Genomic DNA, 20,460 nt, shown 5'->3' on the forward strand with positions numbered 1-20,460 from the left:
GCACTCACAGCGACTGACCAACGAGCTTCACGAGATCCACCAGGCGGTTCGAGTAGCCCCACTCGTTGTCGTACCAGCCGACGATCTTGACCTGGTTGCCGATGACCTTGGTCAGCGGGGCGTCGAAGATGCAGGACGCCGGGTCGGTGACGATGTCGGCCGAGACGATCGGGTCCTCGTTGTAGGACAGGACGCCGTTGAGCGGGCCGTTGGCGGCCGCCTTCATCGCGGCGTTGACCTCGTCCGCGGTGGTCTCCCGGCCGACGGTGACGGTCAGGTCGGTGGCGGACCCGGTCGGGATCGGCACCCGCAGCGCGTAGCCGTCCAGCCGGCCCTTGAGCTCCGGCAGCACCAGGCCGATCGCCTTCGCCGCACCGGTGGAGGTCGGCACGATGTTCAGCGCGGCGGCACGGGCGCGACGCAGGTCCTTGTGCGGAGCGTCCTGGAGGTTCTGGTCCTGGGTGTAGGCGTGGATGGTGGTCATCAGGCCCTGCTCGATGCCGAACGTGTCCTGCAGGACCTTCGCCATCGGCGCCAGGCAGTTGGTGGTGCAGGAGGCGTTGGAGATGACGGTGTGCTTGGCCGGGTCGTACTCCGCGTGGTTGACGCCCATCACCACGGTGACGTCTTCGTTCTTCGCCGGCGCAGAAATAATCACCTTCTTGGCGCCGCCGTCAACGTGCGCCTTCGCCTTGGTGGCGTCGGTGAAGAGACCGGTGGACTCGATGACCACGTCCACGCCCACTTCACCCCAGGGCAGCTTCGCCGGGTCCTTCTCGGCGAACACCTTGATGGTCTTGCCACCCACGGTGATCTCGTCCGCGCTGGCCTTCACCTCGTGCGGCAGACGGCCGAGGATGCTGTCGTACTTGACAAGGTGGGCAAGCGTCGCGTTGTCGGTCAGGTCGTTGACCGCCACGACCTCGATGTCAGCGCCGGACGCCAGCACTGCCCGGAAGAAGTTACGGCCGATCCGGCCGAAGCCGTTGATGCCAACCCGGATGGTCACAGGTCCCATCTCCTCGCGTTCTAGTCCGCCGGCGTGATGACCCACGAGCCGGCGACTAGATCTGCGCCAGCCGGTGGAACCGGCCGTTTGACGGTTCATCTCGGCCGCCCCGCCGCGGTCCGAGGGACCGACCGCCCGAGGCGGTGCGCACGGCGAGGAATGCCGAGTGCCGGCTCCCTTGCCGTACGCAGCGACCCTATCCGAGCACGGGGGTTCACGCTGCGGCGGGTGGCGATCCTGCCGCCCCGTAAGCCGCCACTGTCCTATCAGACCACGAGCATGTCCGGCGTGACTGCCGCTTCGGTATCCGGGATGCCGAGATCGCGGGCTCGCTTGTCGGCGAGCGCGAGCAGCCGCCGGATCCGTCCGGCGATCGCATCCTTGGTCAACGGCGGCTCGGCGAGCGCGCCCAGCTCCTCCAGCGATGCCTGGCGGTGCTCCAGCCGCAGCCGCCCGGCCGAGGTCAGGTGGTTCGGCGCGTCCTCGGCGAGGATCTCCAGGGCCCGGGTGACCCGAGCGGCGGCGGCGACCGCCGCTCGCGCCGACCGACGCAGGTTCGCGTCGTCGAAGTTCGCCAACCGGTTCGCGGTGGCCCGCACCTCCCGCCGTACCCGACGTTCCTCCCAGGCCAACACGCTGGAGTGGGCACCGATCCGGGTGAGCAGGGCGGCGATGGCGTCGCCGTCCTTGACCACCACCCGGTCCACCCCGCGCACCTCGCGGTTCTTCGCCGCGATGCCGATCCGGCGGGCCGCGCCGACCAGGGCGAGTGCCGACTCCGGGCCGGGACAGGTGATCTCCATCGCACTGGAGCGGCCCGGCTCGGTCAACGAACCGTGTGCCATGAACGCGCCGCGCCACGCCGAGACCGCGCAGCAGACGTTGGCGGCCACCACGTGCGGCGGCAGGCCCCGTACCGGCCGACCGCGGACATCGAGCAGGCCGGTCTGGCGGGCGAGAAACTCGCCGTCCTTGACCACCCGCACGATGAAGTGACTGCCCTTACGCAGCCCACCGGAGGCGAGGACGTGGATCTCGCTGGGATAGCCGTAGACCTCGGCGATCTCCCGCCGCAGCCGTCGGGCCACCGCCCCGGTGTCCAGCTCGGCCTCCACGACCACCCGACCGGAGACGATGTGCAACCCGCCGGCGAAGCGCAGCAGCGCCGCCATCTCCGCCCGCCGGCAGCAGGGCTTGGGCACGTCAACCCGGCTCAGCTCGTCCTTGACCGCCGCCGTCATCGCCATTGTGCGTCCTCTCACGGACCGGTTCCGGCGTGTCGCCGGAGATTACGTACGTGTCTAACGAGCGGCGCCCAGGACCGGCACCAAAGCAGCGGCGAGAGCAGCCGAATCATGACAGGGCGTGCCGTCGTTAACCGCGACCGGGGCGAGGATCAGACGAGCACCCAGCGATTCTGCCGCACGTTCGACCGGATCGGGGTCACCCACGGCCTTGACGTCTCCAAGCACGCAGTCGACCCGCAACTTCGGCAGGTACCACCGCAGCTCAGCCAGGTGATCAGCGACGGAGAGCCCGAACGTCTCCTTCTCGGCGGCCAGGTTGAGGGTGACCAGCCGGCGGGCGGGGCTCGCGACGATGGCCGCGGCCAGCTCCGGCACCAAAAGGTGCGGCAGCACGCTGGTATACCAGCTGCCCGGGCCGAAGAGAAGCCAGTCGGCCGTGCCGATGGCGGCCAGCGCCTCGGGGCAGGCCGCCGGTGCCACCGGGCTCAGCCGCAGCGACTCGACCCGACCGGTGGTGACGGCCACCTGATGCTGGCCGCTGACGATACCGACCTCCGCCGGCCGGTCCGGGTCAACGCCCCGAACCCGCGCCTCGATCCCGACCGGCTCGCAGGACATCGGCAGTACCCGCCCGACCGTGCCCAACATCGCGCCGGCGTGCTCCAGCGCCGCCACCGGGTCGCCGAGCAGCTCCATCAGCCCGCAGAGCACGAGATTGCCGATAGCGTGCCCGGTCAGCCCGCCCGCCGCCGCCCGGTCGTCAATCGTCGAGGTCGGGACCGCGGCGAACCGGTGCTGGAAGAGCCCGGCGCTGCGCTTGGTGGCGGGGTGGTCTCCGGCCAGCGCGACGAGTGCCTGGCGCAGGTCCCCCGGCGGCAGTCCGCCCCGCTCCGCGCGCAGCCGGCCACTGGACCCACCGTCGTCGCCGACGGTCACCACGGCGGTCAGATCAAGGTCGAGTTCGGGAGCACAACGCCGCAGTGCCCGCAGCGAAGCGGAGAGTCCGTGCCCACCACCGAAGGCGACCACCCGGATGGCCGTCACTCGCGCCCCAGGTCCCGGTGCTGGGCGTTGGCGGCGAGGCCGGTCTGGCGCAGCCGCGCGGCCAACTCCTCGGCGATGGCGACGCTGCGGTGCTTGCCGCCGGTGCACCCGACGGCGGCGGTCAGGTACCGCTTGCCCTCCCGCTCGAACCCGGCGGTGGTGGCGTTGAGCAGGTCGGCGTAGGTAGCCACGAAGTCCTCGGCGCCGGCCTGGCCCAACACGTACGAACTGACCGCCTCCACCTGCCCGGTGTGCTCACGCAACTCTGGCACCCAGTACGGGTTCGGCAGAAACCGGGCGTCGCAGACGAAGTCAGCATCCGGCGGCACGCCGTACTTGAAGCCGAACGAGACCACGGTCACCCGTAGCTGACGGGCGTCCTCGGCGCCGAAGAGCTCCTCGATCCGCCGCCGCAGCTGGTTGACGTTGAGGTGGCTGGTGTCGACGAACACGTCGGCCTGGTCGCGGGCCCCCTCCAGCAGCCCACGTTCGACCGCGATGCCGTCGGCGAGCCGCCCGTCCCCCTGCAGCGGGTGCGAACGCCGGACGCTCTCAAAGCGCCGGATCAACACCTCGTCGTCGGCGTCGACAAAGACCACCCTCGGGCCGAAGCCCCGCTCCTTGAGCTCCCGGATCGCACCGGCCAGGTCGGTGGAGAACGCCCGGGAGCGCACGTCCAGCACCATCGCCGTACGCCGGGCGGCGCCACCGGCCTTCATCGCCAGCTCGGCCATATCCAGCATCAGCGCCTGGGGCAGGTTGTCCACCACGTAGTAGCCGACGTTCTCCAGGGCACGGGCAACAGTGCTGCGCCCACCGCCGGAGACCCCGGTCACCACCACGAGCGTGGTGTCGGTGCCCGACGGGTCGGGCCCACCTGGCACGCTCGTCTGCCCCTCGATCACCTGATCCCCCCAACGTGTGGCACCGCGACCGGAATCGGGCCACGGGTTCGAACAGCGACTCTAACCCGCCGAGCCACACAGATCTTCCGCGTCACATTCCCGACACCGGGACAGCTCACCCACCACCGGCCACCAGACCTCTCCGCCCGTTACGCACGGCCCGGGCGTGGGCCGGCGCGTCAGGGGCCACTCGTAGACTGCGCCCCATGCCCTCCCCCACCGACCAGCAGCCCGCCGCGCTGGAAACACTGCGGCGTGTCTTCGGCTACGACGCCTTCCGGGGCTTCCAGCAGGAGGTCATCGAGCACCTGGCGGCCGGCGGGGACGCCCTGGTGCTGATGCCCACCGGCGGCGGCAAGTCGCTCTGCTACCAGATCCCGGCGCTGCTGCGGGACGGGGTCGCGGTGGTCGTGTCACCGTTGATCGCGCTGATGCAGGACCAGGTCGACGCGCTGACCGCGGTCGGGGTCCGGGCCGGCTTCCTCAACTCGACGCTGGACCTCGACGCCCGCCGTGCCGTCGAGCGGGCCTTCGTCGCCGGGGAGCTGGATCTGCTCTACCTCGCCCCGGAGGCCCTCGGCACCCGGGGCGTGCAGCACCTGCTCGACCAGGGGCGGATCAGCCTCTTCGCGATCGACGAGGCGCACTGCGTGTCGCAGTGGGGGCACGACTTCCGCCCGGACTACCTGGCCCTGTCGATGCTGCACGAACGCTGGCCCGGGGTGCCCCGGGTGGCGTTGACCGCCACCGCGACCAGCGCCACCCGGGCCGAGATCGCCACCCGGCTTCAGCTCACCTCGGCCCGGCACTTCGTCGCCAGCTTCGACCGGCCCAACATCCAGTACCGCATCGCGGCGAAGCGGGAGCCGAAGCGGCAGCTGCTGGCCCTGCTCCGGGACGAGCACCCGGGGGACGCCGGCATCATCTACTGCCTCTCCCGGGCCAGCGTGGAGAAGACCGCGGAGTTCCTGGTCGACAACGGTATTGCCGCGTTGCCGTACCACGCCGGGCTGGACGCGGTCACCCGCGCCCGGCACCAGCAGCGTTTCCTGCGCGAGGACGGCCTGGTCATGGTCGCGACGATCGCGTTCGGAATGGGCATCGACAAGCCGGACGTACGGTTCGTCGCCCACCTTGACCTACCGAAGTCGGTGGAGGGCTACTACCAGGAGACCGGCCGCGCCGGACGGGACGGCCTGCCGGCGACAGCCTGGCTCGCCTACGGCCTGACGGATGTGGTGCAGCAGCGCCGGCTGATCGACACCTCGGAGGGGGACCTGGCGCACCGGCGTAACCTCGCCGCCCATCTGGAGGCGATGCTCGCGCTCTGCGAGACGGTCCGCTGCCGCCGGGTGCAGCTGCTGGACTACTTCGGCGAGACCGCCGCCGCCTGCGGCAACTGCGACACCTGCCTGCAGCCGCCCGAGTCCTGGGACGGCACGGTCGCCGCGCAGAAGCTGCTCTCCACGGTCTACCGGCTCGACCGGGAACGCAACCAGCGCTTCGGCGCCGGGCACTGCGTCGACATCCTGCTCGGCCGCGCCACCGACAAGATCCAGCAGCACCGGCACGACTCCCTGACGGTCTTCGGCATCGGCACCGAGCTGAGCGAGGCGGAGTGGCGGGGAGTGGTCCGACAGCTGCTCGCCGAGGGGCTGCTGGCGGTCGAGGGAGACTACGGCACCCTGGCCCTCACCGACACCAGCGCGGAGGTGCTGGGGCGGCGTCGCACCGTCATGCTCCGCCGCGAGCCGGCCCGGAAGGCCCGGCCGGCGAAGCCGCGCGGCGCGGCCACCGTGGTCGCCGAGTTGGCGCCGGCCGCCGCCGAGGCCTTCGAGCGGCTACGCGCCTGGCGGGCCACCACCGCCAAGGAGCAGGGCGTGCCGGCGTACGTGATCTTTCACGATGCCACGCTGCGGCAGATCGCCACCGACGCACCGGCCGCCCTGGCCGACCTGTCCCAGGTCAGTGGCGTCGGCGAGGCGAAGCTGGCGAAATACGGCGAGCAGGTGCTGGCCGTACTCGCCGACACCCCACACCCTGCTTAATCAACAGTGGGCAGCCGATCCGCTGCCCACCCAGGGGTCCGTGGGCTTAGTCGGGTGTGTGCAGGTCCGCGCTGGCGTCATCGGCGGTTCAGCCTCGGGCGATGAAGTCCGTCAGCACCGGGGCGAGGGTCTGCGGCGACGGTACGTGCCCCTCGCCGGGCAGCACCCGGTGCGTGCCCCGCGGCAGCGCCGCGGCGGCGGCGCGGGCCACCTCGATCATCCACTCCGGGCTCTCGCCGCCGCTGAGCACCAGCGCGGGCACGGAGACCCGGGCGGCGACCTCCACCGGCAGGATGCCGCCGCGGCTGCGGTCACCCATGACCGCCGAGTCGTAGGCGAGCGTCGGCGCGAGCGCCACCACGTCGGCCCACCACGGCTCGTGGCGCAGCTCGGCCACCGCCTCCGCCGGCACGCCGGTGGTCTGGAAGAACAGCGCCACAGCGTCGTCGCGTCGCCCCTCCGCCAGCAGCGTGGTCAGGGCCTCGGCGTAGTCGCGGGCCTCCTGGCGGTCCTCGTCGGTGTCCGCGCCGAAGGGTGGTTCGTGGAGCACGATCGCCCGGGCGGGCACCCCGGCGGCCGCGGCGTGCAGCACCAGTGCGGCACCGGATGAGTGCCCGTACAGGATGACGTCGGCACCGAGGTCGTTGACGAGGGCGGCGAGATCCTCGACCTCCCGCTCGACGGCGTACGGGCTGACGTCGCCGCTGTCGCCGCGACCACGGCGGTCGTAGTTGACGACCGGCAGGTGGGCCCCGAGTCCTTCGGCCAGTTCGCGGGTCTTCGCCCGGTCGCAGGTGGCGCCGCCGACCACGATCAGCGGATCCCCGCCGTGCTCTCCGCAGCGTTCGTACGCGATCGCCGTGCCGTCCGCCGATGTCACCTTCAGCATGCCCGTGCCAGACCCTTCTGTCAGAAACGCTCCGATTGACAGGTACTACGTGCGTGGTTCATCTGGCTCCGTCGAGTCGCCGAGTGCGGCGAGGATCGCCTCGGCGGTCCGCTTGCCGACCCCGGGGACCTCGGTGATCTCCTCCACCGAGGCGGCGGAGAGCCGCTTCAGCGAGCCGAAGTGGCGCAGCAGCGCCGTGCGCCGCACCTCGCCCAGCCCGGGCACCCGGTCCAGCGCCGACTCGGTCATCCGCCGGGAACGCCGCTGCCGGTGGAACGTGATGGCGAACCGGTGCGCCTCATCCCGTACTCGTTGCAGCAGATAGAGGCCCTCGGAAGTGCGCGGCAGGATGGCCGGGAAGTCGTCGTCGGGCAGCCACACCTCCTCCAGCCGCTTCGCCAGCCCGCACAGCGCCACATCATCGACACCCAACTCGGCGAGGGCCTGCGCCGCCGCCGCTACCTGCGGCGCTCCCCCGTCCACCACCACCAGCTGCGGTGGGTAGGCAAACCGGCGCGGCCGGCCGGTCGTCGGATCGACCAGGGTGCCGACCCGCGGCTCGTCGGCCACACCCGGCCCGGTCGAGGCCGGTCCGGTCGAAGCGGTCCCGGTCGAGGCCGGCCCGGCCGGGGCGACTGGTTCACCGGCCGACTCGACACCGGCCTCCCCCGTCTCGGCCCGGGCGTCCAGGTAGCGGGCGAACCGCCGCCGCAGCACCTCCGACATCGCCGAGAGGTCGTCGGTGGCGCCCCGGATGATGAACCGCCGGTACTCGCTTTTGCGCGGCAACCCGTCCTCGAAGACCACCATGCTGGCCACCACGTCGGTGCCCTGGATCTGGGAGATGTCGTAGCACTCGATGCGCAGCGGGGCCGTCTGCAGGCCCAACGTCTCGGCGATCTCGTCGAGGGCCTTGCTCCGGGTGGTCAGATCACCGGCGCGTTTGAGCTTGTGCCGGGCCAGGGCGTCGGTGGCGTTACGCGCGACCGTCTCCAGCAGGGCCCGCTTGTCGCCGCGCTGCGGCACCCGCAGCGTCACCCGGCTGCCGCGGTGGTCGGAGAGCCAGTCGGCGAGCGCCTCGGCATCGGCGGGCAGCTCGGGCACGAGCAGTTCCCGGGGGACATCGGCCTCACCCTGCTCCCCGCCGTACACCTGGGTGCAGAAGTGGTGGACGAGATCACCGATGGTCAGCTCCTCGGTCTTCTCGACCACCCAGCCGCGTTGGCCGCGGATGCGCCCGTCCCGCACGTGAAACACCTGCACGGCCGCCTCGAGCGGATCATCGGCGAAGGCGACCACGTCGGCGTCGGTGCCGTCGCCGAAGACCACGGTCTGCTTCTCCATCGCCCGGCGCAGGGCGGCCACGTCGTCACGGAGCCGGGCGGCCCGCTCGAACTCCAGCGCCGCGCTGGCGTCGGCCATCTCCCGTTCCAACCGACGGACCATGACGTCGGTCCGGCCGCCCATGAAGTCGCAGAAGCCGTCCACGATCGCCCGGTGCTCCTCGGCGGAGACGCTGCCGACGCAGGGCGCGGAGCACTTGTCGATATAGCCCAGCAGGCAGGGGCGGCCGACCTGACCGGCCCGCTTGAACACCCCCGACGAGCAGGTGCGCGCCGGAAAGACCCGAAGCAGCAGGTCGAGCGTCTCGCGGATCGCCCAGGCGTGCGAGTACGGCCCGAAGTAGCGCACGCCCTTGCGCTTCGACCCCCGCATGACCTGGAGTCGGGGGAACTCCTCGGCGACGGTGACCGCCAGGTACGGGTAGGACTTGTCGTCCCGGTAGCGGACGTTGAACCGCGGATCGTACTGCTTGATCTCGGTGAACTCCTGCTGGAGCGCCTCGACCTCGGTGGCGACGGAGATCCAGTCCACCGATTCGGCGGTGAAGACCATCTGCCGGGTGCGCTGGTGCAGATTGACCGGGTCGGCGAAGTAGGAGTTGAGCCGGTTGCGCAGGTTGCGCGCCTTGCCAACATAGATGACCCGGCCGGTGCCGTCGCGAAACCGGTAGACCCCAGGTGACTCCGGGATCGTGCCGGACGCGGGACGGTAGGACGAGGGATCAGCCACGTTCCGAGCCTAGTCGCCGGCTCCGACAACCTCCGGCCGCGCCCGCCGGCCCCGGTCGGCCCGACCGGGGCCGGCCAGGCCGACCACCGCCAGTCAGGCGAGCGAGATCTGGTCGCCGTTGACTTTGACATCCCGCGGGGCGAGGGGCTTGGTGGACGGGCCGGTCAGCACCGAGCCGTCCTCGATCGAGAACTTGCTCCCGTGACAGGTGCAGTTGATCGTGCCGCCGTCAACGTTCCCCACCGGACAGTTCTGGTGCGGGCAGATCGGGTCGAAGCCCTTGAACTCCCCCGCTGACGGTTGGGTGATGACAACTCCCTGCGCGGTGTAGACGACACCGCCCCCGACCGGGATGTCACTGGTCCGGGCCAGCGACTGGGCTCCCTCCCGATCGCCGCCACCCGGGTCGCCGCTCTCGGTCAGTGCCGGGCCGGGGCTGGCCTCGGCTTCACCGGTGGAGTTGTCGCCGCAGGCGGCCAGGGCCATCGCCGCGCCGACCGCACCCGCGCCGGCCAGCACGGCCCGCCGGGTCCGTACGCCGTCGCCAGTGCCGACCCCCGCACCGGTCCCCGTCTGCTCGTCACTCATTCCGCAATCTCCTCGGCCAACGAACCGCGCCGCCATGGTGGTGTGCCCCAGCCGGTCTCCCGGAACCAACGCGTCCCGTCGGTTCACCCGGTCCGCGCCCGGGGCCACCCGTGCGACCCTACCCGGCCGGCGAAGGTCACCGGCCTGGTCACCTGGCCGACCTGATCATTCACCGGTCCGTGTCGCCGCGGGTGACCCGGACCGGTGACGCAGGACAGTCACCGTGCCTTGGCGGCGGCTTTGCGGGGGGCACGGGTCTTCGCCCCGGCCACGCGGGTCTTCGCCCCGTTGGCCTTGGCCGCCCGGGAGGTGGCCTGCGCCGCGCCCTTCGCCGCACCATCGAGCTTGAGCACCTGCCGCACAAACTGGCCGGTGTGGCTCTCGGGCACCTCGGCGACCTCCTCCGGGGTGCCGGCCGCGAGGACCGTGCCGCCGCGGTGGCCGCCCTCCGGCCCCATGTCGATGATCCAGTCAGCGGTTTTGATCACGTCGAGGTTGTGCTCGATGGTGATCACGGTGTTGCCCTTGTCGACCAGCCCCTCCAACACCATCAGCAGCTTCCGGATGTCCTCGAAGTGCAGCCCGGTGGTGGGCTCGTCAAGCACGTAGACCGTCCGCCCGGTAGAGCGCTTCTGCAGCTCGGAGGCGAGCTTGACCCGCTGCGCCTCGCCCCCGGAGAGGGTCGGCGCGGGCTGGCCCAGCCGGACGTAGCCAAGCCCCACATCCACCAGCGTCCGAAGGTGCCGGTGGATGGCCGGAATGGCGGAGAAGAACTCCGCCGCCTCCTCGATCGGCATCTCCAGCACGTCCGAGACGGTCTTGCCCTTGTAGCGCACCTCCAGGGTCTCCCGGTTGTACCGAGCGCCCTTGCAGACCTCACACGGCACGTAGACGTCGGGCAGGAAGTTCATCTCAATCTTGATCGTGCCGTCGCCGGAGCAGGCCTCACACCGGCCCCCCTTGACGTTGAACGAGAACCGGCCCGGCCCGTAGCCCCGAACCTTGGCCTCGACCGTCTCGGCGAAGAGCTTGCGAACGTGGTCCCAGACACCGGTGTAGGTGGCCGGGTTGGACCGCGGGGTGCGGCCGATCGGCGACTGGTCCACCCCAACGACCTTGTCCACGTGTTCCAGACCGGCGACCCGGGTATGCCGGCCCGGCACCAGCCGCGCCCCGTTGATCTGGTTTGCCAGCACCGCGTACAGGATGTCGTTGACCAGGGTCGACTTGCCGGAGCCGCTGACCCCGGTGACGGCGATCAGTTGACCGAGCGGGAACGTCACGGTCAGGTTCCGCAGGTTGTGCTCGCGGGCCCCCCGCACCGTCAGCTCCCGGCCCGGCGTCTGCGGCCGGCGCCGCTCCGGCGTCGGGATCTCCTTCCGGCCGGCGAGGTACGCCCCGGTCACCGACTCCGGGTTCGCCAACAGCGCCGGGACCGACCCGCTGTGCACGATCTGGCCGCCGTGTTCGCCCGCCCCCGGGCCGATGTCGACGATCCAGTCCGCCGTACGGATGGTGTCCTCGTCGTGCTCGACGACGATCAACGTGTTGCCGAGCCCACGCAGGCGCAGCAACGTCTCGATCAGCCGGTGGTTGTCGCGCTGGTGCAGACCGATCGACGGCTCGTCCAGCACGTAGAGCACGCCGACCAGGCCGGAACCGATCTGGGTGGCCAGTCGGATGCGTTGCGCCTCACCACCGGAGAGGGTGCCGGCCGGGCGGTCCAGAGAGAGGTAGTCCAGCCCGACGTCGAGCAGGAACCGCAGCCGGGCGTTGATCTCCTTGAGGACCCGTTCGGCGATCAGCCGCTGCCGATCGGTCAACTCGACGCCGGCGAGCAGTTCGGCACACTCCCCGACGGACATCCCGCACACCTCGGCGATGCTCCGACCGGCGACGGTGACCGCCAACACCTCCGGTTTGAGCCGGGCACCACCGCAGGCGGCACAGGGCACGTCCCGCATGTAGCCCTCGTACTTCTCCCGGGACCACTCCGACTCGGTATCCGAGTGCCGGCGCTCGATCCACTGCATCACGCCCTCAAAGCCGGTGTAGTACGAGCGTTCCCGGCCGTACTTGTTGCGGTACCGCACGTGGACCTGGTCGTCGGCGCCGTGCAGGATCGTCTTCTGGATCCGGGCCGGCAGCGCCCGCCACGGCGTGTCGAGATCGAAGTGCTCCGCCTCGCCCAGCGCCCCCAGCAGGCGCAGGAAGTATTCCAGGGTGTGCCCGCCGGACCAGGGCTGGATCGCCCCCTCCCGCAGGGTGCGCTCCGGGTCGGGGATCACCAGCTCCGGGTCGACCTCCTTCTTCGTGCCCAGGCCGGTGCACTCCGGGCACGCACCGTAGGGGGCGTTGAAGGAGAAGACCCGGGGCTCCAGGTCCTCGATCGCGAGCTGGTGGTCGTTGGGGCAGGCCAGATGCTCCGAGTAGCGGCGCTCCCGCTCCGGGTCGTCCTCGGGCAGGTCGACGAAGTCCAGCAGCACCAGACCGCTGGAGAGCCCGAGCGCCGCCTCGACCGAGTCCGTCAGCCGCTGCTTGGCGGACGGCTTCACGGTGAGCCGGTCGATGACCACCTCGATGGTGTGCTTCTCCTGCTTCTTGAGCTTCGGTGGCTCGGTCAGCGGATGCACCACCCCGTCCACCCGGGCGCGGGCGTACCCCTTCGCCTGCAGCTCGGCGAAGAGGTCCACATATTCGCCCTTACGACCCCGGACGACCGGCGCGAGCACCATGAACCGGGTGCCCTCGGCCATGGCCAGGACCCGGTCAACGATCTGCTGCGGGGTCTGCCGGGAGATCCGCTCGCCGCAGACCGGGCAGTGCGGCTGGCCGATCCGGGCAAAGAGCAGACGCAGGTAGTCGTAGACCTCAGTGATCGTGCCCACGGTCGACCGGGGGTTACGCGAGGTCGACTTCTGGTCGATGGAGACGGCCGGGCTCAGCCCCTCGATGAAGTCCACATCCGGCTTGTCCATCTGGCCGAGGAACTGCCGCGCGTACGACGACAACGACTCGACGTAGCGCCGCTGCCCCTCGGCGAAGATGGTGTCGAAGGCCAGGCTCGACTTGCCGGAACCGGACAGCCCGGTGAACACGATGAGCGCGTCCCGCGGCAGGTCGAGACTGACGTCACGCAAGTTGTGCTCGCGCGCGCCACGGATGATGAGTCGGTCAACCACGGTGCGTGTACTCCCGGGGTGCGGATTGGTGGCAGCTGTCGCCCGACGGCCCGCCCGGGAGGTATGACCCCGGATGACGGCCAAGCGGTCGCGCTGTGCGGTTGTGTTGCCCGTTGGGCGTGGTGGTTACCTGGTCACTCTGGTCACCTTTGTTACCTGGTCACCTGGTTTCACCTGGTCTTGGTGTCACCTCGTCGCCTGGTTTCCCTGGTCGCCTGGTTTCCCTGGTTCCCTGGTCGCCAAAGCGCCAAAGAGCACCTCGGCAAGCCTAGCCCTGAGGTGTGACACTTCCCTTGGCCCGCGCATTCCCCCAGCTCAGATCGGTCAGCCGGGCACCACCCGTACCCCCGGGATCTTCACCACCGCGCCACCTCCCGGCACCGCCACCAGCACCGACCCAGCGGAGTTAGGTCGGCCCGCGCCGTCCACCCGCCGGCTCGCCGACGTCGGCAGCGTCACCGCGCCGGCCAGCGCGTTCACCAGACTCGACCGGCCCGCCCGGGACCGGCCGAGCAGGCCGAGGGTCCGACCCGGCGCCACCTCCGCGCGTAGCCGGTCGAGCCCATCACCTCGCTGCGCGCTCACCGGCAGCACCGGCACGCCCGGCGCCGCCGCCGCGACCTGCCGAACCACCGCAGCCGGATCGGCGACCAGGTCAGCTTTGGTCAGCACCAGCAGTGGCCGGGCTCCCGACTCCCGCGCGAGCGCCAGCAGGCACTCGATCCGTCCGAAGTCCGGCCCGGGACGCATCGGCTCGACCACCGCCGCGACGGTCAGGTTGGCCGCCAGCACCTGCCCGGGGCCGGCCTTGCCGGCGGTCCGGGACACCAACGCGGTACGCCGGGGCAGCACCGCCTCGACTGTGACATGACGGTCGGGCCAGGTGGCGAGCAGCACCCAGTCCCCCACGCACGGCAGGTACGTCCGGTCCCGGGCCGCCGTGGCCAGCACCGCCCCGCCGAGGGTGGCGCGGAGTGGGCCGGCAGCGCCGAGGACGGTGCACACCCCCCGCTCCACCCGAGCCACCCGGCCCGGCTGACAGTCGGCACGCCGTCGTGCGTCGGACGCCCAGTCGGCGTCCCAGCCCAGAGCCGTCAGGTCGATGGTCATGAAATCCACTACCTCCTCCGACCTCCCGGCCGCGCGTTGCCGCCGACCGTAGGGCGCACCGCCACGCACCCGAAACCAATTTCCCCGGCGACGAAGGGACGGCCCGACCACTAGGCTCGAGAGGTGACCTCCGATCCACTGCGGCTGACCGGCGAAGTGGACGACGCCACCGCCCGTCTCCTGCGCACCACGGCTGACCTCGACGAGCCAAGCCTGGCCACCGCGTCCCTGCTGCCCGGCTGGACCCGGGGACACGTCTTGGCCCACCTCGCCCGCAACGCCGACGGGTTCGTCAACCTGCTCACCGCCGCCCGCACCGGCGACCCCATCCCGATGTACGCGAGCCCCGCCGCCCGCTCCGCGGACATCGAGGCCGGCGCCGTCCGGCCACCCACAGCGCACCGGGACGACCTACGCCGCAGCGCGGACCGGTTCGCCGAGGCGGTGGCGGCGATGCCGGCCGAGGCGTGGGGCGCCACCGTCACCACCCGACGCGGGCCGTGGTCCGCGGCGAACCTCGTCTGGGGCCGACTCCGCGAGGTCGAGGTGCACCACGTGGACCTGGCCGTCGACTACCAGCCCGCCGACTGGCCGGAGGCGTTCGGCCACCGGCTCCTGCGCGAGGTCGCCACCGGCCTGGCCGGTCGCTCCGACGCGCCGCCGATGGTGCTGCGTTGCGACGGCAGAGAGCACGACCTGGTGGTCGGCGACCGTACCGCCGCCCCCACCGTGCGCGGCGCCGCGCCCCACCTCGCCGCCTGGCTGATCGGCCGCAGCCGCGGCACCCGGCTCACCGTCACCCCGGACGGCCCGCTACCAACCCCACCCGAATGGATCTGACCGACCAATGACCTACACCGGAGACGTCACCCCCGGCGGCCCACCAGCCACCCGCGAGTTGGGCCAGCTCACCATCACCAAAGTCTCGGTGGGCCCGATGGACAACAACGCCTACCTGCTGCGCTGCCGGACCAACGGCGAGCAGGTCCTGGTGGACGCGGCCAACGAGGCCCCCCGGCTACTCGACCTGATCGGCGCCGCCGGCCTCGCCGCGGTGGTCACCACCCACCAGCACATGGACCACTGGCTGGCACTCGAAGAGGTGGTGGCCGAGACCGGCGCCCGACCGCTGGCGCACGCCGAGGACGCGCCCGGGCTGCCGATCACCGTGGAGCCCCTCGCCGACGGCGACCGAATCCCGGTCGGCGACTGCACGCTGGAGGTGACTCACCTGCGCGGGCACACCCCCGGCTCGATCGCCCTGCTCTACCAGGACCCATCCGGCACCCCACACCTCTTCACCGGGGACAGCCTCTTCCCCGGTGGGGTAGGCAACACCGAGCAGGACCCGCAACGCTTCGCTCAGCTCATCAACGACGTTGAGCAGCGCCTCTTCGACCGGCTACCCGACAACACCTGGTTCTACCCAGGCCACGGCAAGGACTCCACGTTGGGCCGAGAACGTCCCGCCCTGCCCCAGTGGCGGGCCCGCGGCTGGTAATCCACAACAGCCACACCGCCAGCCGGGGCTTGGAGCCATACGACGCGGGGTGTCGCGCAGGACCAGCAATCCCATTTTGCAGCTGTCGACGGCACACGATCGCATCATGCGCCGCGACGCCCTGAGTTCCTTCAGCGACGGCTCAAGCCCAAAGACTCGGGAATTTCAGGGGTCTCGTAGTACAGCGCCTCGATATGCCGGGGAGCGATCTCTAGGGCCGCAGCGAAGCTGAGCCCTTCTGACAACTTGCGGTAAAGCACATGGGAGCCCGGCTCCCAACGCCCCATCCGCTCGTCTAGGTGGGCACTGATGCGAGACTCCACGTTGCACCCAGACTTGGAGAAGGCCAGTGTCAGGCGAAACTGTATCTCGTTCTCCAGGTACGGATCCATTGAGACCGGAATCCTGATCGTCTTACTGACTCCGACTCGCTGCCACACCTCATCACTGTCATGCAGGTCAAGGAAGGAATATGCTTCACTCTCGTCGCCGAAGTCATAGCACAGCCAGAAGTCAACTGTACATTTCTCTATTTCCAGCTGATACCGCCCCAGCGCGGCAAGCAGTTCGATAGCCGCACTCTCCACACTCACTCCCAACCTCCACGCGACAAGCTGTTGCCACTTTCCGGAAGGGCGCTTCACAGCTTTTGTTGTGCACCCACGACCTCGGACGCCCCTGCTAACCCATTCCAAATAACCATGAGACCAAAAACCAACATCAACCTCGGCTCACTTCTACCCAAGAGTCAGACAGAAAGCACTGACCAAAGCTAGCGATGATCCCATGCTTGACAACCCCAGGGAGTCTAGCCTAACTACCGTCAGAGTTTTCGGTCGCCGCCGCAATAGCATGCAAGCGGTAAATTCCGACAGATGATATTAGTCGCAAATAACCCTGGCGTGGGTCCACTCCTCCGACAGGGAGGGAGCCTCGAAGTCCCTCAGCCGATGAGAACGGTGACGTGAACAAGTCCCGGGTAGGGTGACGTAGGCCTACGAGATCAAGGATGGTGAGCTCACGGCTCAGCAGGAGATCGAGCTCAGCTAAGCCACGATTACCGTCGCGCGGCCGGAGCTGACCTGGCCGCACGACCGTCGACAGTGGCGCCCGGCCAGTACTGCGGCGATGCGGGTGGGGAGGCAACACATGCGGCTCCTCGAGCCGTTGCGGCACAAGGAATTTCGTGCGGCGTGGCTGGGGCAGACGATCAACATCTTCGGCGACGCGGTCTTCGGGGTCGCTATCGCACTGTTCCTGCTACCGCGACCCGATGCTGCCCGCGCCATCAGTCTGGTGCTGGCGATGGTCGCCCTGGGCGGCGTGGTGTCCGTTCTCGTCGGTGGCGTCCTCGCTGACCGCCGCCGCCGTACCATCATGATCATAATTTCTGATCTGATCCGGCTTACGGCCCTCGCGGCGATCCTGCTTGCCGGCCCAGCGGCTCCACTGCCCACCTTACTCACCGCGGCGCTCGTCATGGGTCTTGGTCTCGGGTTGTATCGGCCCGCTTACGGGGCGCTGCTTCCGTCTTTACTTCCACCCGCACTCATCGCACCGGGTAACGCGCTGCGGGCGATGTCGAATCGCATCGCCGCAGTGGCCGGAGCCGCAGCCGCAGGGGCCGCGGTGGCTGCGACATCGGCGCAGACCACGCTCATCATTGATCTGGCAACCTTCTTGATCAGCATCAGCACGTTGCTGGTGATTCGCGATGCCACACCTCACCTGGACCCGCGGCAGACGAGCGGGTGGCAAGACTTCCGCGAAGGGCTGCACCATGTGCGGACCAGACCATGGATGTCGTCCATCATGGTTCAGGGCACGGTGCAACTGGCGCTGGTCAACGGACCGTTGTACGTGCTGCTGCCGCTCGTGCTCGGCAGCGGAAGTGAACGGATATACGGTCTGGTGGTGGCGGCCGAAGCCGCTGGCTCACTGACCGGGGCCGCTTTCGCCGGTACCCGGCGTCCACGCCGGCCCGGCTACGCGGCGATGTTCTGCCTGTTGGCTCAGCTGCCCCAACTCGCGGGTTTGGCGTTGGGCGCCTCCGGCCACCTCATGGTGCCGCTCTCCTTTGTCGCCGGCGTTGGTCTCGGTGGGTTCGCGGTGCTGTGGCTCAGTGCGCTGCAGGCCTCAACGCCGAAGGACAAGCTCGGCCGCGTCATGTCGGTCGACTCCCTGGCCAACACCGCCTTCACGCCCATCGGCCTCGCCCTCGCCGGATGGCTCTTCACCATCGCGGGTCCCACCGCACTCGCCACCATCGCCGCAGTAGTTCTCGTGCTCTCCGTCGTCGTTGTCCTACCCATTCCTGGTGTCGCAGATTTGGGTGGCCCAGTCACGCCCCGCCCGAGGGACAACGCCACCATCGACACACCGGTCGCCTCCTGACCGTCGGCCACCCGTCCGTGCCACACCCCGTGTGGCAGCGGTCTGCCATGCGACACTCCGGACTATCCCCTCCCATTATCAGTCAAAAATCACTTTTCTTCCTTGCGTCGCCACTCGCACCCTGGACAGAACATCTTCATTCCGAGCAATTAACCACTCTGCTAGAGTTCGTCGATATTCGACACCAGGGGATCACTTTGACTTTCAATCGACTCGCCCTGCTGGCTCCAGCAGCGGTGACGCTAATCGCGATGTCCGGCTGCACCCCCAAGGATGATGACATCTCTTCGGCTGGATCGGCGCCGACTTCCACTCCAGCGACCACGGCACCTCCGCCGCCCACACCCGCCCCGGCGGGCCTCGACGCCAGCACCAAGGCCACCTGCGCCGCCGCGGAGGAGGACCTCAGCTCCGCGTTGAAAGAAGTCGCCAAAGCGGAGGAGATCGGCCCGCCGGCCGGGCACCTGGCAGTTAGCGCGCAGTACTCGGCCGGAGCGGCAGCCCTCTATGTGCACACCTTTACCGACAACGACCAGGTCAACGGCGCCGTCGATGAGGTCGCGAACGCGCTGGCCGACCTGGCCGACACCTGGGCCGAGGCGCCGGAGAAGGCACCGAGCACAACGGACCTCACCACCGCCCAGCAGAACCTGACCACGGCCTGCGCCGCTGGCCAGGGAAGCTGAGTGACGCCTCGACCTCACCACCGGTCGGTGCCGCAGGGCACCCGCCGAAGCCACCAGCTCGATCTACCCACTCCCGGGGCTGACCGCCGGATGCACCGCAACGCCGACGCCCGGAGCGTCTAGGAGGACGCCGGGATTGAGCACCCAGGACGGGTCCAGCGCGGTCTTCGCGGCGCGCAGCGCCAGCGCCACCGGCTCGGGGCGCTGCTGGTCGTACCAGGGGCGGTGGTCGCGACCGACGGCGTGGTGGTGGGTGATGGTGCCCCCGGCGGCGAGCAGCGCCGCGGAGACGGCGCACTTGATCTGATCCCACTGGGCGACGGTGCTACCCCACCGGCCGGCGGCGTAGACGCCGAAGTAGGGAGCCGGCCCGTCCGGATACACGTGGGTGAACCGGCAGGTGACCACGCCGGTCGCGCCGACCTCCCGCAGCGCCGCGCTCACCGCGTCGAGCACGGCGGCGCGCAACGCCGGATAGCGGTCCCAGGTGCAGGCGGTCTCGAAGGTCTCCACGATCATCGAACGGGCCGCAAGCGCATCCCGCTGGTACGGCATCCGCAGGAACGACGACCGCCAGGTGTCCGTGGCGCCACTCCCCCGGGACTCCGACGCGTCGCGCTCCCGGGGCGGCTCGGGCAGCGTCCCGCCGTGGTCCCGGCACAGTGCGACAGCCCGTTCCAGCGCGGGTCCGACCGGGTGGTCCGCGGACTCGAAGCCCAGCACGAGCACCCCACCGCCGGTGGCCGTGCCGGCGTTCAACAGCGCCTCCGCCGGGTCGAGCAGCCGGCAGTTGCTCGGGTGCAGCCCGGACTGGGCGATCGCCCGGGTCGCCGCGACGGCCGCATCGTGGTCGTCGAAGTGCACTGCCGCGTCCGCCCGCCACCGCGGCCGGTCCTGCACTCGAAGCCACGCCTCGGTGATGACGCCGAGCGTCCCCTCCGAGCCGAGGAAGAGCCGGTCCGGTGACGGTCCCGCGCCGGAGGCCGGCAACCGTCGGGACTGGCTGATGCCGGCGGGGGTGACCACCCGCAGCGCCTCCACCAGGTCGTCGATGTGGGTCAGGACCGTCGCGTAGTGTCCGCCCGCCCGCGTCGCGAGCCAGCCACCGAGGGTGGAGAACTCGAACGACTGCGGGAAGTGCCGCAGGGTGAGGTGCTGCGGGCGAAGGTGTTCCTCCAACGCCGGCCCGAACACGCCAGCCTGCACCCGCGCCGCCCGACTGGTCCGGTCGACCTCCAGCACCCGGTCGAGCCGGCCGAGGTCCAGGCTGACCGTGCCGGGATAGCCGTCGCCCACCCGGGGCTCCACCCCGCCGACCACCGAGGAGCCGCCACCGTACGGAACGACCGCCAACCCGGAGCGCGAGCACCAGTCCAGCAGGTCGACCACGTCCTGTTCGGAGGTGGGGCGGGCGACCAGGTCCGGCGGGTGCCGTACCTCGCCGTGCAGGTTCCGGACGACGTCCCGGAACGCCTTTCCGTGCGCGTGCGCCGCCCGGTCAGCCGGCTCAGCTGAGCAGAGGTGCGCCAGCGCCGCTGGCGGGGTGACCCGCGCCGGTGCCAGGTCCAGCTCGGCCACCGGCGGCGGTTCGTGCGGGGTCAGGTCAGTGTCGGGTAGCAGGGCGCGCACCCGGTCGGCCAGCCGCCCGGCCTCAACACCGGTGACCGCGTCCTCAACGTGGCCCCAGCCCCACCATGAACGACGCTTCCCGGGCATCCAGTCTCCCCACCGTCATCGCCGTCGATGCAGTGAACCTACTCGACTGACGACGTGACCGGTATCCC

Annotated in this window: 16 protein-coding genes; 5 read left to right on the forward strand and 11 right to left on the reverse strand. The window is 70.1% G+C overall.

The annotated features are described in order from the left end of the window. Positions 1–4: 4 nt before the first annotated feature. The 4 genes from gap to rapZ form a co-directional block, all read right to left on the reverse strand. A complete protein-coding gene (gene gap, locus SALPAC4_RS0101165) occupies positions 5–1,009 on the reverse strand; it encodes a type I glyceraldehyde-3-phosphate dehydrogenase (protein ID WP_019868805.1) in 1,005 nt (334 codons plus the stop codon). A gap of 266 nt (positions 1,010–1,275) precedes the next feature. Next, on the reverse strand, positions 1,276–2,256 hold the full coding sequence (gene whiA / locus SALPAC4_RS0101170) for a DNA-binding protein WhiA (RefSeq protein WP_018731644.1): 981 nt from the start codon (positions 2,254–2,256) through the stop codon (positions 1,276–1,278). A gap of 54 nt (positions 2,257–2,310) precedes the next feature. Beyond that, complete coding sequence (locus SALPAC4_RS0101175; RefSeq protein WP_019868806.1) at positions 2,311–3,300, reverse strand: gluconeogenesis factor YvcK family protein; 990 nt, start codon at positions 3,298–3,300, stop codon at positions 2,311–2,313. After that, positions 3,297–4,205 carry an RNase adapter RapZ gene (gene rapZ, locus SALPAC4_RS0101180; RefSeq protein WP_019868807.1) on the reverse strand — a complete coding sequence of 303 codons (909 nt, stop codon included), beginning with the start codon at positions 4,203–4,205 and terminating at the stop codon, positions 3,297–3,299. The genes SALPAC4_RS0101175 and rapZ overlap by 4 nt, the downstream gene beginning before the upstream one ends. A 206-nt stretch (positions 4,206–4,411) precedes the next feature. Between rapZ and recQ the strand changes: the two genes are divergently transcribed. Continuing rightward, on the forward strand, positions 4,412–6,253 hold the full coding sequence (gene recQ / locus SALPAC4_RS0101185; RefSeq protein ID WP_018731636.1) for a DNA helicase RecQ: 1,842 nt from the start codon (positions 4,412–4,414) through the stop codon (positions 6,251–6,253). 88 nt (positions 6,254–6,341) lie between these two features. On the opposite strand, the gene SALPAC4_RS0101190 is transcribed toward recQ, so the two are convergent. The 5 genes from SALPAC4_RS0101190 to rsgA form a co-directional block, all read right to left on the reverse strand. Continuing rightward, complete coding sequence (locus SALPAC4_RS0101190; RefSeq protein WP_019868808.1) at positions 6,342–7,142, reverse strand: alpha/beta fold hydrolase; 801 nt, start codon at positions 7,140–7,142, stop codon at positions 6,342–6,344. A gap of 45 nt (positions 7,143–7,187) precedes the next feature. Then, positions 7,188–9,215, reverse strand: coding sequence for an excinuclease ABC subunit UvrC (uvrC, locus tag SALPAC4_RS0101195; RefSeq protein WP_019868809.1), 2,028 nt, complete (start codon positions 9,213–9,215; stop codon positions 7,188–7,190). Positions 9,216–9,308: 93 nt separating this feature from the next. Beyond that, complete coding sequence (locus SALPAC4_RS0101200; RefSeq protein ID WP_027644761.1) at positions 9,309–9,803, reverse strand: Rieske (2Fe-2S) protein; 495 nt, start codon at positions 9,801–9,803, stop codon at positions 9,309–9,311. 218 nt (positions 9,804–10,021) lie between these two features. Continuing rightward, entirely contained in the window at positions 10,022–12,985 is a 2,964-nt protein-coding gene (gene uvrA / locus SALPAC4_RS0101205) for an excinuclease ABC subunit UvrA (RefSeq protein WP_019868811.1), read from the reverse strand. Between the two features lie 324 nt (positions 12,986–13,309). Then, the gene (gene rsgA, locus SALPAC4_RS0101210) at positions 13,310–14,104 is read right to left on the reverse strand and encodes a GTPase RsgA (RefSeq protein ID WP_019868812.1); all 795 of its coding nucleotides are present in this window, start codon (positions 14,102–14,104) and stop codon (positions 13,310–13,312) included. Between the two features lie 114 nt (positions 14,105–14,218). Between rsgA and SALPAC4_RS0101215 the strand changes: the two genes are divergently transcribed. Continuing rightward, entirely contained in the window at positions 14,219–14,935 is a 717-nt protein-coding gene (locus tag SALPAC4_RS0101215) for a maleylpyruvate isomerase family mycothiol-dependent enzyme (protein WP_019868813.1), read from the forward strand. A gap of 7 nt (positions 14,936–14,942) precedes the next feature. Then, positions 14,943–15,596 carry an MBL fold metallo-hydrolase gene (locus SALPAC4_RS0101220; RefSeq protein WP_019868814.1) on the forward strand — a complete coding sequence of 218 codons (654 nt, stop codon included), beginning with the start codon at positions 14,943–14,945 and terminating at the stop codon, positions 15,594–15,596. A gap of 131 nt (positions 15,597–15,727) precedes the next feature. On the opposite strand, the gene SALPAC4_RS0101225 is transcribed toward SALPAC4_RS0101220, so the two are convergent. Further along, a complete protein-coding gene (locus tag SALPAC4_RS0101225) occupies positions 15,728–16,189 on the reverse strand; it encodes a hypothetical protein (RefSeq protein WP_019868815.1) in 462 nt (153 codons plus the stop codon). 556 nt (positions 16,190–16,745) lie between these two features. Between SALPAC4_RS0101225 and SALPAC4_RS0101230 the strand changes: the two genes are divergently transcribed. Both SALPAC4_RS0101230 and SALPAC4_RS0101235 read left to right on the forward strand, forming a co-directional pair. After that, positions 16,746–17,990, forward strand: a complete 1,245-nt coding sequence (locus SALPAC4_RS0101230; protein WP_019868816.1) for an MFS transporter — start codon at positions 16,746–16,748, stop codon at positions 17,988–17,990. Positions 17,991–18,226: 236 nt separating this feature from the next. Further along, positions 18,227–18,676 (forward strand): hypothetical protein, encoded by a 450-nt coding sequence (locus tag SALPAC4_RS0101235; RefSeq protein ID WP_019868817.1) that lies wholly within the window; start codon positions 18,227–18,229, stop codon positions 18,674–18,676. A gap of 63 nt (positions 18,677–18,739) precedes the next feature. Here the strand turns inward: SALPAC4_RS0101235 and SALPAC4_RS0101240 are convergent, their stop codons facing one another. Then, a complete protein-coding gene (locus SALPAC4_RS0101240) occupies positions 18,740–20,392 on the reverse strand; it encodes an FAD-binding oxidoreductase (protein ID WP_019868818.1) in 1,653 nt (550 codons plus the stop codon). Positions 20,393–20,460: the final 68 nt, after the last annotated feature.

Source organism: Salinispora oceanensis (assembly GCF_000383575.1).
Lineage (GTDB): Bacteria > Actinomycetota > Actinomycetes > Mycobacteriales > Micromonosporaceae > Micromonospora > Micromonospora oceanensis.

Excerpts from the sequence above, each read along its gene's own strand:
- whiA (WP_018731644.1), bottom strand. The coding sequence starts at position 2,256 with ATGGCGATGACGGCGGCGGTCAAGGACGAGCTGAGCCGGGTTGACGTG.
- recQ (WP_018731636.1), top strand. The coding sequence starts at position 4,412 with ATGCCCTCCCCCACCGACCAGCAGCCCGCCGCGCTGGAAACACTGCGG.
- SALPAC4_RS0101190 (WP_019868808.1), bottom strand. The coding sequence starts at position 7,142 with ATGCTGAAGGTGACATCGGCGGACGGCACGGCGATCGCGTACGAACGC.
- SALPAC4_RS0101200 (WP_027644761.1), bottom strand. The coding sequence starts at position 9,803 with ATGAGTGACGAGCAGACGGGGACCGGTGCGGGGGTCGGCACTGGCGAC.
- SALPAC4_RS0101220 (WP_019868814.1), top strand. The coding sequence starts at position 14,943 with ATGACCTACACCGGAGACGTCACCCCCGGCGGCCCACCAGCCACCCGC.
- SALPAC4_RS0101230 (WP_019868816.1), top strand. The coding sequence starts at position 16,746 with ATGCGGCTCCTCGAGCCGTTGCGGCACAAGGAATTTCGTGCGGCGTGG.
- SALPAC4_RS0101240 (WP_019868818.1), bottom strand. The coding sequence starts at position 20,392 with ATGCCCGGGAAGCGTCGTTCATGGTGGGGCTGGGGCCACGTTGAGGAC.